Annotated in this window: 16 protein-coding genes; 1 reads left to right on the top strand and 15 read right to left on the bottom strand. The window is 33.9% G+C overall.

Annotation, left to right across the window (positions count from 1 at the left end; translation table 11 throughout):
• Positions 1-5: 5 nt before the first annotated feature.
• The 15 genes from nuoK to aspS form a co-directional block, all read right to left on the bottom strand.
• Entirely contained in the window at positions 6-326 is a 321-nt protein-coding gene (gene nuoK / locus HNP99_RS12930; protein ID WP_173853803.1) for an NADH-quinone oxidoreductase subunit NuoK, read from the bottom strand.
• A gap of 1 nt (position 327) precedes the next feature.
• Complete coding sequence (locus tag HNP99_RS12925; RefSeq protein WP_173853802.1) at positions 328-840, bottom strand: NADH-quinone oxidoreductase subunit J family protein; 513 nt, start codon at positions 838-840, stop codon at positions 328-330.
• Entirely contained in the window at positions 840-1,385 is a 546-nt protein-coding gene (locus tag HNP99_RS12920; protein ID WP_173853801.1) for a NuoI/complex I 23 kDa subunit family protein, read from the bottom strand. The genes HNP99_RS12925 and HNP99_RS12920 overlap by 1 nt, the downstream gene beginning before the upstream one ends.
• A 135-nt stretch (positions 1,386-1,520) precedes the next feature.
• On the bottom strand, positions 1,521-2,573 hold the full coding sequence (gene nuoH / locus HNP99_RS12915) for an NADH-quinone oxidoreductase subunit NuoH (protein WP_173853800.1): 1,053 nt from the start codon (positions 2,571-2,573) through the stop codon (positions 1,521-1,523).
• 3 nt (positions 2,574-2,576) lie between these two features.
• A complete protein-coding gene (locus tag HNP99_RS12910; protein WP_173853799.1) occupies positions 2,577-3,626 on the bottom strand; it encodes an NADH-quinone oxidoreductase subunit G in 1,050 nt (349 codons plus the stop codon).
• Between the two features lie 87 nt (positions 3,627-3,713).
• Positions 3,714-5,081 carry an NADH-quinone oxidoreductase subunit NuoF gene (nuoF, locus tag HNP99_RS12905; RefSeq protein ID WP_173853798.1) on the bottom strand — a complete coding sequence of 456 codons (1,368 nt, stop codon included), beginning with the start codon at positions 5,079-5,081 and terminating at the stop codon, positions 3,714-3,716.
• A 1-nt stretch (position 5,082) separates the two neighbouring features.
• A complete protein-coding gene (locus HNP99_RS12900; protein WP_173853797.1) occupies positions 5,083-5,700 on the bottom strand; it encodes a DUF3226 domain-containing protein in 618 nt (205 codons plus the stop codon).
• The gene (locus HNP99_RS12895; RefSeq protein WP_173853796.1) at positions 5,700-6,869 is read right to left on the bottom strand and encodes an AAA family ATPase; all 1,170 of its coding nucleotides are present in this window, start codon (positions 6,867-6,869) and stop codon (positions 5,700-5,702) included. Before HNP99_RS12895 ends, HNP99_RS12900 begins: the two co-directional genes overlap by 1 nt.
• Positions 6,870-6,871: 2 nt before the next feature.
• Entirely contained in the window at positions 6,872-7,402 is a 531-nt protein-coding gene (locus HNP99_RS12890; protein ID WP_173853795.1) for an NADH-quinone oxidoreductase subunit NuoE family protein, read from the bottom strand.
• Between the two features lie 5 nt (positions 7,403-7,407).
• Positions 7,408-8,646, bottom strand: a complete 1,239-nt coding sequence (locus HNP99_RS12885) for an NADH-quinone oxidoreductase subunit D (protein ID WP_173853794.1) — start codon at positions 8,644-8,646, stop codon at positions 7,408-7,410.
• Positions 8,647-8,678: 32 nt separating this feature from the next.
• Complete coding sequence (locus HNP99_RS12880; RefSeq protein WP_173853793.1) at positions 8,679-9,200, bottom strand: NADH-quinone oxidoreductase subunit C; 522 nt, start codon at positions 9,198-9,200, stop codon at positions 8,679-8,681.
• Positions 9,201-9,205: 5 nt separating this feature from the next.
• On the bottom strand, positions 9,206-9,754 hold the full coding sequence (locus HNP99_RS12875) for an NADH-quinone oxidoreductase subunit B (protein WP_173853792.1): 549 nt from the start codon (positions 9,752-9,754) through the stop codon (positions 9,206-9,208).
• 75 nt (positions 9,755-9,829) lie between these two features.
• Positions 9,830-10,195, bottom strand: a complete 366-nt coding sequence (locus HNP99_RS12870; protein ID WP_173853791.1) for an NADH-quinone oxidoreductase subunit A — start codon at positions 10,193-10,195, stop codon at positions 9,830-9,832.
• A gap of 234 nt (positions 10,196-10,429) precedes the next feature.
• Positions 10,430-10,624 carry a cold-shock protein gene (locus HNP99_RS12865; protein ID WP_007137066.1) on the bottom strand — a complete coding sequence of 65 codons (195 nt, stop codon included), beginning with the start codon at positions 10,622-10,624 and terminating at the stop codon, positions 10,430-10,432.
• Between the two features lie 108 nt (positions 10,625-10,732).
• Positions 10,733-12,487 (bottom strand): aspartate--tRNA ligase, encoded by a 1,755-nt coding sequence (gene aspS, locus HNP99_RS12860; RefSeq protein WP_173853790.1) that lies wholly within the window; start codon positions 12,485-12,487, stop codon positions 10,733-10,735.
• Positions 12,488-12,721: 234 nt separating this feature from the next.
• Here aspS and HNP99_RS12855 point away from each other — a divergent pair, with 234 nt between their 5' ends.
• Positions 12,722-13,072: a toxin-antitoxin system YwqK family antitoxin gene (locus HNP99_RS12855; RefSeq protein WP_173853789.1), complete on the top strand. Its 351-nt coding sequence runs from the start codon at positions 12,722-12,724 to the stop codon at positions 13,070-13,072.
• Positions 13,073-13,256 lie beyond the last annotated feature (184 nt).

Genomic DNA, 13,256 nt, shown 5'->3' with positions numbered 1-13,256 from the left:
ATAGTTTATCCTTTTAAGTTTTTTAAATTATTGATATCAATCGAACCTAAGTTTCTAAATATCGAAACGAGTATTGCAAGACCTACAGCAACCTCGGCGGCGGCAACAGCCATGGAGAAAAACACAAAAACTTGTCCTTGTGCATCTTGATGGTATGTTGAGAAAGCCACAAATAAAAGATTGACTGCATTCAACATGATCTCGATTGACATAAATACGATGATAGCATTTCGTCTGTATAGCACTCCAAAAACTCCAATACAAAAAAGTATTACAGATAGGAAAATGTAGTTCTCGATGCCTATTTCATTTAAAATATTATTCATTTTATTTCTCTGTTTTTTCTTTTTTAGACAATAGAACAGTTCCAATCATTGCAACTAATAATAATATAGAAGCAAATTCAAACGGAACCATATATTCATTCAGTAGTACCTTTCCTAAAACTTTGATTGATTGGTAATCCTCACCTGTAGTGATATATTCTCCTACGATAGGTTTTGAATTAATGAATACCAATATCAAAACTACACAAATTAATCCAAAAGAAACAATCGCTCCTAAACGGGTAATTCTAGGTTTATGTACCTCGTTCTCTTTATTTAAATTCATTAACATGATGGTAAATAAGAACAAAATCATAATCGCTCCCGAGTATACTATCACATGCACAAGCGCTAAAAATTGCGCATTTAATAACAAATAATGTCCTGCAATCGAGAAAAAACAAATCACTAGCCATAAAGCACTGTGTATTGGATTTCTACTAAAAATAGCTAAAAATGCCGTTGCTAATGTAATAGCAGCTAAAACTGAAAATATAATAAGTACTGTAGACATTAGTTCGCGTTTTTAAGTTGTGCATTTTTCATTGCGATATCCAAAGGCATTACCAACCTGTCTTTTCCAAAAATAAAATCTTCTCTTTCATAACTAGAAGGAACCAATACTTTTGACGTTGTCAAGTAAACTGCATCTTTAGGACAAGCTTCTTCACACAATCCGCAAAAAATACAACGCAACATATTAATTTCATATATAGAAGCATATTTCTCTTCTCTATAAAGGTGTTTCTCATCAGGTTTGCGTTCTTCAGCTTTCATAGTAATCGCTTCAGCAGGGCAAGACAAAGCACAAAGTCCACAAGCCGTGCAGTTTTCTCTACCTTGCTCATCACGTTTTAACTGGTGTTGGCCACGATAAACCGGACTCATTTCACGAACCTGTTCTGGGTACTGAATCGTTACTTTTCTACTAAATAAATGTTTTATTGTAATCATCAAACCCTTGACAATTGCAATAAGATACATGCGCTCCCAAAAAGTCATCTCTTTATTAGAGACTAATTTTTTTCTTCCCGATAAGGATATGGTTTCTATTGACATTTTTTTATTTTTATTTGAAGCTTATTCCTGCTATCCGTTACAATCTTTTAGTTTTTAAAGAAAAAACTAAAAGGATTTTCACTGCTATCAGGGCTAGTACGTTTTTAACTATTGATTAAACTATTTTTTATAAGATTAAAGTCCTAAGTAAACAGCTATTTCAGCTCTCAAAATTACAATTCCAGTAATGATAATATTGATAATTGATAACGGAATCAAAATACGCCATCCCAAGTGCATTAATTGATCATATCTAAATCTTGGAATAGTCCATCTTACCCACATGTAGAAAAATATAAATCCACATATTTTAGCAAATAAAACTGCAATCCCAATTACATTAGCAATGTTTACGCCCCAGTTTTCTACAGCCCAAGCCATTCCAGGATAGTTATAACCACCAAAGAATAATACAGCAAGAATTGTTGATGATATAAACATATTTGCATATTCAGCAAATAAGTAAAAACCCATTTTCATCGAAGAATATTCTGTATGATATCCTCCAATAAGTTCGGTTTCACATTCCGCTAAATCAAATGGTGTTCTGTTTGTTTCTGCAAAAGCACAAATCAAGAAAATTAAGAAGGAAAGCGGTTGGTAAAAAACATTCCAATGCATTCCCGGTTGTTGTGCTGATATTTCTCTTAAACTTAAAGTACCCGTCATCATTAACAAAGCAATTAATGACAATCCCATTGCTACCTCATAAGATACCATTTGTGATGCGGCACGAATAGCACCTATCAAAGAAAATTTATTATTAGAAGCCCATCCACCAATCATGATACCGTAAACTCCTATCGAGATAACTCCTATAACGTATAACAAAGCCACATCGATATCGGTAGCTTGTAGTATGATGTCTCTTCCAAAAAGGTGAAAATGATCTCCCCAAGGAATAACTGCACTGGTCATTAAAGCCGTACTCATGGCTACTGCTGGTCCTACGAAAAATAAAAATCGGTTAGGAGTGTCTGGTTCGAATTCCTCTTTCGAGAATAATTTTAAACCATCTGCAAGCGGTTGTAGTATTCCACCTTTACCTGCTCTGTTAGGACCTATACGGTCTTGTAACCAAGCAGCAACTTTACGCTCAGCAAGCGTAGAGTACATGGCCATTACCATCGTAATTGCAAAAACAACTAAGATGATGATACTTTTTTCGATTATAATTGTACTATCCATGGTCTAAAGATTACCTTTTTTAAAAACTTCTTCTTGCTCTTCATCCAATGGGATAGCCGGCATGCTTATTTTTTTACGGTCTTGCTCTCTACCTTTAAGAATTCCTTCTTCGGTTGCAATATGTACAGTATCTAATTTTTGTGTGTAGTTGTTTTGATTGATAACCGAATCTTTATCAAATTCTCTTGGTCCTTCAATAACCCAGTCAGCTGGGTCTTTGTGGTCAAAACGACATTCGTTACAAATGAACTCTTCTACTTCGTGATAGACATCTTTGCGACCTGTAACTCTTTGAATTTCGTCTCCAAACATCCATACTGTTGTTTTACCGCAACATCCTGGAGTAGTACATTCTCTATGTGCATTGTACGGTTTGTTGAACCAAACTCTTGATTTAAAACGGAAGGTTTTATCAGTTAATGCTCCTACTGGACATACGTCAATCATATTTCCTGAAAACTCATTGTCTACCGCTTTAGAAATACAAGTAGAAATATTAGAATGATCTCCTCTATCCATTACTCCGTGTACGCGCTCATCAGTTAATTGATCAGCAACCATTACACAGCGGTAACATAAAATACAACGGTTCATGTGCAATTGAATATTTGGACCTATATTTTCGGGTTCAAATGTTCGTTTTTCTTCAATAAAACGTGTTTTGGATTTTCCGTGTTCAAAACTTAAATCTTGCAAGTCACATTCTCCTGCTTGGTCACAAACCGGGCAGTCTAATGGGTGATTGATTAATAAAAATTCAGTTACAGATTGTCTTGCTTCTCTTACTCTTTCAGAAGATTTGCTATTCACTTCCATACCGTCCATGCATCCTGTTACACAAGAAGCCATTAATTTTGGCATTGGTCTAGGATCAGCCTCACTACCTTTAGCTACTTCAACAAGGCAACAACGACATTTACCACCACTACCTTTTAATTTAGAGTAATAACACATTGCTGGTGGAACTGATTCACCACCTATCATACGTGCTGCTTGCAGGATAGTTGTTCCTGGTTCTACTTCTATGCTTTGACCGTCTATTGTTACTTTCATTTATCTTTTTGTTTAAATGCTTGTTGCTTATCGTCTAATTTATTAGAACTGTTCGATAAAACTTTAAACATTGAACTTTAAACTATATTAAACTGTTTGTTTTGTTACTAAGTGCTTTACGTTTGCAAATGGTTCTTCAACAAAGTGATTTCTGTTTTTTATTTTTTCGGGGAAACGAACATGGTACTCAAATTCATCTCTAAAGTGACGAATAGCTGCTGCTACTGGCCATGAAGCCGCATCTCCAAGTGGGCAAATCGTGTTTCCTTCAATTTTACTTTGAATACTCCAAAGTAAATCAATGTCTTCTTCACGACCTTGACCGTTTTCAATACGCCACAATACTTTTTCTAACCAGCCTGTTCCCTCACGACATGGTGAGCATTGTCCACAACTTTCATGGTGGTAAAAACGGGAGAAATTCCATGTATTTCTAACAATACACGAAGTGTCATTGTAAACGATGAATCCTCCAGATCCTAACATAGATCCAGTTGCAAATCCACCATCACTTAAAGATTCATAAGTCATTAAACGATCTTCACCATTTGCTGTTTTGTAAATCAAATCCGCAGGTAAAATAGGTACAGATGAACCTCCAGGTACTAAAGCTTTCAAAGGTCTGTCAGAACTCATTCCGCCAAGATACTCGTCAGAATTCATGAATTCGTATACAGATAATCCCAATTCAATTTCGTATACACCGGGATTTTTAACATGGCCTGAAGCCGAAATTAATTTGGTTCCTGTAGATCTTCCAATTCCTATTTTGGCATAGTCATCACCTGAATTGTTTACAATCCAAGGCACCGAAGCGATAGTTTCAACATTATTTACCACAGTTGGGTTAGCCCACAATCCAGATACTGCTGGAAATGGTGGCTTAATACGAGGGTTTCCTCTTTTTCCTTCTAATGATTCAATCAATGCAGTCTCTTCACCACAAATGTAAGCACCAGCACCACAGTGAACATAAAGTTCTAAGTCGTAACCTGTACCTAATATATTTTTTCCTAACCAACCAGCAGCTTTCGCTTCGGCAATGGCTCTTTCTAATATTTTATAAACCCACATGTACTCTCCACGAATGTAGATGTACGATAGGTTAGCACCCAATGCAAAACTGGAAGTAATCATTCCTTCGATCAATAAATGAGGAATAAATTCCATCAAATAACGGTCTTTGAAAGTTCCAGGTTCAGACTCATCGGCATTACAAACTAAATGTCTTGGTTTTCCTGATTTTTTATCAATAAAACTCCATTTCATTCCAGCAGGGAAACCAGCACCACCACGACCGCGAAGTCCTGATTTTTTTACTTCTTCAACAACTTCGTCAGGAGTCATTATTTTCATTGCTTTTACTACAGAATCGTATCCACCTTCTTTACGATATACTTCGTAAGATCTTATTCCGGGTACGTTTATTTTGTCTAATAATATTTTTTTTGACATATTATATTAAATGTTTGTCTAAAAATGTTTTTAATTTTAAAATGTAAGGATTCTCTAAATCCCTAATATCCCATAAATCTTCGTCTTGAAAATCTCTATTTCTGTCCGAACAGTTATCTTTCTGATTCAAACATTCTAAATAACTATATATTTTAGATTTTTTGGCTGGAATAGTTAATGTATTGTCTTTTGATAAACAATTTTCAAAATCATTCCAACATTCAAAAATCTGAGAATGTTTTTTATTAATTACATTTTCTAATAAATTTTCTATTGTACCTGTATCTTGATGATTGGGCAATACAAAAATATCATATTTTGTCCAATTCCAGGCTGTCATTAAATCTTTTACAAATTTAATTGTCGCTTCAAAACCTGGTTTTTCTATTACTTTGTCATCATCTGCATCTAAAAAAATCAAAGACGTAAATTCTGATAAAATCTCTGTTATTTGTGGTTTTTGAATTTTTAATTTATTCCAAGAACCTAAATTGTGTATCGGTTTGTTGTCGTTTAATTCTTTATCCGAAATGGCAATGTCGTAATGAACTTTTAAAAAATCTCTCAAAAACCGCTGATCGGAAACACCTTCGCAAAATATTCTAATAGGTAAATCCATTAGCGTTCTTCGGTATTTGATTCAACCATATACTCAATATATTCTTCCTTTAAACAGATTGCTTTAATGCTTTTGTCTTTGTTTTCTTGTAAACGAATCAATCTAATGTCCCTTTCGTTTAATTCTTTTGATGCTTCCGAATAAGCTTCAATACATTCTTGCGAATGTGTCGTTGCAAATAATTGAACATCCAACTCTTTGCAAACCTTCATTATATTTACCCAGAAATCTTTCATTTTAGAATGATGAATTCCGATTTCAAATTCATCAATCAAGATTCTTTTTCCTTTTAAGGATAATGCTTTTAACACGATGTAAAATATTCTTTTGAAACCGTCACCAAGAAAATTCAAAGGAACAAATTCGTCTTTGTCTTCAAAACTGATTAAAAACACTGATTTTAAATCATTGTAATTCTCTCTCAATTCAATATCAACAATATTTGAATTAACTACTTTTAAAACATCAATTAAAATTTTTTTCTCTCTTTTCGTTTTTAAATTTTCATATATCCCTCTTGATTCTTCTTCTAAGGGCGTGTCGTTAAAACTTATTAATGGAAAATTTAATATATTTTCATCGTAATCATAAATGGAGAAAAAATGCCCCTTCCTATTAGCAGAAATAAACACACCATATTTTGCATATTCAGATAATGAAAAATTAAAACCTTTTATATTGTACGAATCTTTTATATCTTCTTTTTCAGACTTTAAACCTACTTTGTTTTCTGTGGGTTTAACATTGTTATAATCTGGAAGATTTTTAGGTCTAGTTAAAAAAGAGGCTAATTCGAAATCATCAATAATTGAAATTTCTGTAAATTGATTTTTTCTATCAAAAATTTTGACTTTATTTTCAAATTTGCCAAAAACATATTCTTTAAAATAATTTTCTTTTGGATATACTGTTTCAGTTGTTAATATACCATTAATTTCTCTTGTGATTTTTTCAATTTGAAATTTCAATCCTCTTTTTGTTAATGCTAAATAAAAATTATTCAATAATTGTTGACTATCTTCATCAAACAACAACGCCTCCAACAAACAGGTTTTACCAACATTATTATCACCAACAATCAAATTAAATTGTCCAATATCATTTACCTCAAGAGAGTCAAACTTCTTAAAATTTTCGATTTTGAAATATGTTAAATGATTGTTTTTCACTTTTATTTATCGTGTAATATTATTTTATCATCTCTACAATCAGTGATTAATTGATCAATTTTATCTTCAGTAAGGTTTTCTTTGTAAAAATCACCCAACTGTAACATTGGTGCATATCCACAAGCTCCTAAACATTCTACTCCGCGAACTTCAAAAAGTCCATCTGCAGTTGTTTCGCCTATTTTAACGCCAAGTTTTTCACAAGTGTAATCCATTAAATCTTCGGTACCTTTTAAGCAACATGGTGAAGTTTGACAAAACTCAAACATGTATTTCCCAATAGGTCTTTGATTAAACATGGTATAAAAAGAAACTACTTCATATACTTCAACAGGTAAAATATGTAAAATCTCAGCTACTTTGTCCATTAATTCAAAACTCAACCAATTCTCGTGGGCATCTTGAACTTCATGCAATACAGGAAGTAAAGCCGATTTTCTTTTGTCTTCTGGGTAATGACTGATTAATTCATTGATGCGAGTCATCAATGCTTCAGTCATGTTTATTTCTTGTTTGTAATGTGTACGTTCCATAATTTTTATGCGTCTAATTCTCCAGCAATTACATTTAAACTTGATAAAATAACAATCGCATCAGATAATAATGCGCCTTTTATCATTTCTGGGTAAGCTTGGTAATATATAAAGCAAGGTCTTCTAAAGTGAAGTCTATACGGGGTACGACTTCCATCAGTAACTAAGTAAAAACCTAATTCTCCGTTTCCACCTTCTACAGGATGGTATATCTCTGCAACAGGTACAGGAACTTCTCCCATAACAATTTTGAAATGGTAGATTAACGATTCCATATTGGTGTAAACATCCTCTTTTGGAGGTAAGTAATAATCAGGAACATCAGCGTGAAATTCATTTCCTTCAGGCATTTTAGCTAATGCTTGACGAATGATGCTTAGGCTTTCCCAAACTTCAGCATTACGAACGCAAAAACGGTCGTAAGTGTCTCCAGATTTTCCAACAGGAACTATAAAATCAAAATCTTCGTAAGAACTGTATGGTTGTGCAACACGAACATCATAGTCAACTCCTGCAGCACGCAAGTTAGGACCTGTGAAACCGTAAGACATTGCTTTTTCGGCAGTTATTGCGCCTACATTTACTGTTCTGTCAATAAAAATTCTATTTCTTTCGAATAAGTTTTCAAATTCTTTCCAAGCAGCTGGGAAATCTTGTAAAAACACATCTAATTTTCTAAATGCTTCTGGAGACCAGTCTCTTTCAAAACCACCAATTCTTCCCATATTAGTGGTTAAACGAGCACCACAAATTTCTTCGTAGATTTCGTATACCTTTTCTCTAAATTGGAAAACGTATAAAAACCCTGTGTAAGCTCCAGTATCAACACCTAAGATTGAATTACAAATAATATGATCTGTAATTCTCGCTAACTCCATGACAATAACTCTTAAATACTGAGCACGTTTAGGTACTTCTATATTTAATAATTTCTCTAAAGTCATCCACCATCCCATATTGTTAATAGGAGAGGAGCAGTAGTTCATACGGTCAGTAAGCGGTGTGATTTGGTAGAAAGGGCGGTTTTCAGCGATTTTTTCAAAAGCGCGATGAATGTAACCAATGGTTGGTTCAGCCTCTAAAATGCGTTCCCCATCCATCAACAAGATATTTTGAAAAATACCATGGGTAGCTGGGTGAGTAGGACCTAAATTCAAGATTGAAAGCTCGCTTCCATCTTCATTTAGCTTCTCTTTCATTATTTTAGCATAGCGATGCTCTGGTGGTAATAATAGTTCTGACATTTATAGAATGTGAAAAATTATATATTCTGTTTTTAGCAATTGTCTATTGTTCTTCCAAAGAATCGGTCGTCTTTATCAGTACGTCCGCCATCTTCAAGAGGAAACTCCTTTCGCATAGGAAAAGAAATCATTTCGTCCATATTTAAAATACGTTTTAACTGTGGATGACCAATGAAGTTTACACCGTAAAAATCATAAGTTTCTCTTTCCATCCAGTTGGAACTTAAAAATATGTTAGATATTGTTTTTATCTCAGGTGTAGTACCATTGATGAATGCTTTTATTTTAATACGCTTGTTGTCATACCAGTTGTGTAGGTGATAAACAATCGCAAATTGTCTGTTTACTTCATTTTCTGGATAGTGTACGCCACATAAATCAGTTAGAAAATGAAAGCGTAAACTAGGGTCGTTTTTCAAAAATAAAATAACTGCAGTATTAATATCTGCATTTATTTCTAGAGAAAAAATATCCCTATCTTGGTGAAAATTAAAAACATTTGAATCAAATGTAGCTATTAATTTTTCTTGAATGTCGGTGTTTTCTACTGCCATCTCAATTATTTGATATTATAGGAAGCTAGTAACTCTTGGTACTCAGGAGAACTTCTTCTTCGTACAGATTCCGTTTTTACTAATTCTTGTAATTTCATTACTCCGTCAACAATTTGTTCAGGTCTTGGAGGACATCCAGGAACATAAACATCTACTGGAATAACTTTGTCTATACCCTGAAGTACAGAGTAAGTATCGAATATTCCACCTGATGAAGCACAAGCTCCTACTGCAATTACCCAGCGTGGCTCAGACATTTGTTCGTAAACTTGACGTAAAATAGGTGCCATTTTTTTAGAAATAGTTCCCATAACCATTAACATATCTGCTTGACGAGGAGAGAAACTCACTCGCTCAGAGCCAAATCGTGCTAAATCGTAATGAGAAGCCATTGTAGCCATAAATTCAATTCCGCAACAAGAAGTTGCAAATGGCAAAGGCCATAATGAATTAGCTCTTGCTAAACCTACTACATCATTAAGCTTTGTAGCGAAGAAACCCTCTCCAACAACGCCATCTGGTGCGGCAACCATATTTGTATTTGAATCACTCATTTTCTTTAATTTTGAATTGTAATTTTTAAACTTTGGCTTTAAGCCGAATCTAAAATTTAACCTATAAAGTATTTATTATTCCCATTCTAGTGCTTTCTTCTTGATGATGTAGAAAAACCCTACCAAAAGTAACATCATGAATATGACCATTTTTACCATTCCTTCCATTCCTAATTCCTTGAAATTAATAGCCCATGGGTAAAGGAAGATCACTTCAACATCAAATAAGACAAATAAGATGGCAACTAAGAAGTATTTTACTGAAAAGGGAATACGTGCATTACCTACAGATTCGATACCACATTCAAAGTTTTTATCTTTTGTTTCTGACTTTCTTTTTGGGCCTAGTTTTCCAGACACAAGGATAGTTCCTACAACAAATCCTACAGCGAGTAAACACTGCATTAAAATTGGGATGTAACTTAATTGATCAGATTGCATAATGAATGTTTTTTATACTAAAATAAGCAACAAAGATAGGTTTCAAGGATTTAAAACACAAGCCAAAACTTTAATTAAGTTGCACTGTGATTCTGGTAAACCACTAATTTTTAATGATTATAAATAGGTAAATGTTTTTTTGAATTTTGTTTGAGATTTTGAGTTTTAAGCAAAAAAAAACGTTCCGAAATAAATCGAAACGTTTAAACATTCGTAAACAAAAAAATATTTTGCTTAGATAACTGCTACTTTCGCAGCAACTTTTCCTTTTCTTCCTTCTTCTTCTTCATAGCTAACTCTGTCACCTTCACGTAATTCTTCCGCGTTGATTCCTGAAGCGTGAACAAAAATGTCTTTTCCTGTTTCTTCGTCTGTAATGAATCCGTAACCTTTTGATTCATTGAAAAATTTAACTGTACCTGTACGCATTGTAATAGTAATAATAATTTATAATAAGGCAAATGTAATATTTAATATCATACGAATGCCATTAATGTGTATTTTTTTATAAAAATAATTGATTTCCAGCGTTTTCGCTTAACTTTTTAAGTTTAAATCAATGTGGAGCTCTTTTAATTGTACTGGGTCAATACTTGATGGGGCATCAATCATTACGTCTCTTCCTGAGTTGTTTTTTGGAAAAGCAATAAAATCTCTTATGGTTTCTTGCCCACCTAAAATTGCAACTAAACGATCTAGTCCAAAAGCCAATCCTCCGTGTGGTGGAGCTCCAAATTGGAATGCATCCATCAAGAATCCAAATTGTGCTTTGGCTTCCTCATCAGTGAATCCTAAATGTTTAAACATCATTTTTTGAGTTTCTTTGTCGTGAATACGTATAGATCCTCCTCCAATTTCGTTTCCGTTCAAAACCATATCGTAAGCATTAGCTCTTACTTTTCCTGGATCAGTATCAAGTAAGTGCATGTCCTCTGGTTTAGGAGATGTAAACGGGTGGTGCATAGCATGGTAGCGACCACTTTCCTCGTCAAATTCTAATAATGGGAAGTCAACTACCCATAATGGAGCAAATTCAGCTGGGTTTCTTAATCCCAATCGCGTTGCTAACTCCATACGTAAAGCACTTAATTGTGCTCTAGTTTTATCTGCAGGTCCTGAAAGTACAAAGATCATGTCCCCTGGTTTTGCTCCCGTAGTTTTAGCCCAATTGCCTAAGTCTTCTTGGTCGTAAAATTTGTCAACAGATGATTTGAATGATCCATCCTCGTTGCATTTTGCATAAACCATTCCTGAAGCTCCTACTTGTGGGCGTTTTACCCATTCGATCAAAGCATCGATTTCTTTACGAGTGTAATTTCCTGCTCCTGGAACTGCAATTCCTACTACTAATTCAGCTGCGTTAAATACAGGGAATTCTTTGTGTTGTGCAAATTCGTTTAGTTCTCCAAATTCCATCCCAAAACGGATGTCTGGTTTGTCATTTCCGTAGGTTTTCATCGCGTAATCGTAAGTAATACGAGGAAATTTAGCTACGTCAATTCCTTTTATTTCTTTTAGCAAATGGCGTGTAAGTCCTTCAAAAATATTCAAAATATCTTCTTGCTCTACAAATGCCATTTCGCAATCGATTTGTGTAAATTCAGGTTGTCTGTCTGCACGTAAATCTTCATCACGGAAGCACTTTACGATTTGGAAATATTTGTCCATTCCACCTACCATCAACAATTGTTTGAACGTTTGTGGTGATTGGGGTAATGCGTAGAATTGTCCTGCATTCATTCGAGAAGGAACAACAAAATCTCTTGCTCCCTCGGGAGTAGATTTTATTAAGTAAGGTGTTTCTACTTCACAGAAATCTAAATCAGATAAATATTTACGAACCTCCATGGCTACTTTGTGACGGAAGAGTAAACTGTTTTTTACTGGATTACGTCTAATGTCTAGGTAGCGGTATTTCATTCGAATATCTTCTCCACCATCAGTTTCATCTTCGATAGTAAATGGCGGAGTCAAGGCTGCGTTTAAAATAGTTAGTTCAGTAACTAGAATTTCTATTTCTCCGGTAGCAATATTTTTGTTTTTAGCTTCACGCTCAATAACAGTCCCTTTCACTTGAATTACAAATTCGCGACCTAAAGTTTTTGCTTGTTCAAATACGTTTTTGTCAGTACGACCTTCGTCAAAAATTAATTGTGTAATACCATAGCGGTCTCTTAAATCAACCCAATTCATAAATCCTTTATCACGAGATTTTTGAACCCAACCTGCTAAGGTTACTTCAGTATTTATATGTGAGGCATTTAATTCGCCACAATTATGACTTCTATACATTATTAAAATATTTTAGATTGTTCCATCTTTTCGCAGATGAGCTTGGGTGCAAATTTAGGACTATTTATGAAGAATGGATTGTCTAATTTGTTTTTTTTAGGAAGAAACTCGTGGGGTTTTTAAATTTTCCAATGTTAAGCTTTTGTCCAATGTTACCAAATTGTTACCAAATAGTTTTTTAATTGTAAATACTTCGTTATATTTGATATCAATAACATTAAAAAACATTAAGCCATGAAAAAATATATAATGATCGCTGCAGTGCTTATTTCTGGAATGATATTCGCACAAAACAAAGAACCAAAGTTAGAAGCGCAAGGAAACTTAGTAAAAGTGACTTACCTACACGATAATGGACAAGTGCAACAACAAGGATTTTATGAAAACGGAAAGTTGCAAGGTAAATGGATTTCATTTGATGCAAATGGAAATAAAACAGCTGTAGCAGAATACAACAAAGGAGAAAAAGTAGGAAAATGGTTTTTCTGGAATAATGCAGCATTGACCGAAGTTGATTACTCAGATAATAGAGTTGCTGCGGTTAAAAACTGGAAACACGAATCAGGATTAGTAAATGTAGAATAAACTCTTTTTACTTTTAAAATATATAAAGACTTTCTTGAAATATCAAGAAAGTCTTTTTTTTGTTCTTTAGCAAAATAAGGAATTACTTGGCTAAGTAAAATGTTTTCTAGTTGCTTTATGCTAAAAAAGAGTACAACATGGTCTAATCCTAATTTTTAGTATATCAAATGCAGTAGAGCTGTAA

The organism is Flavobacterium gelidicaeli (assembly GCF_013294005.1).
GTDB lineage: Bacteria > Bacteroidota > Bacteroidia > Flavobacteriales > Flavobacteriaceae > Flavobacterium.
The sequence above is the reverse complement of the archived record's forward strand: the minus strand, read 5'-3'. Positions and strand labels throughout refer to the sequence as shown.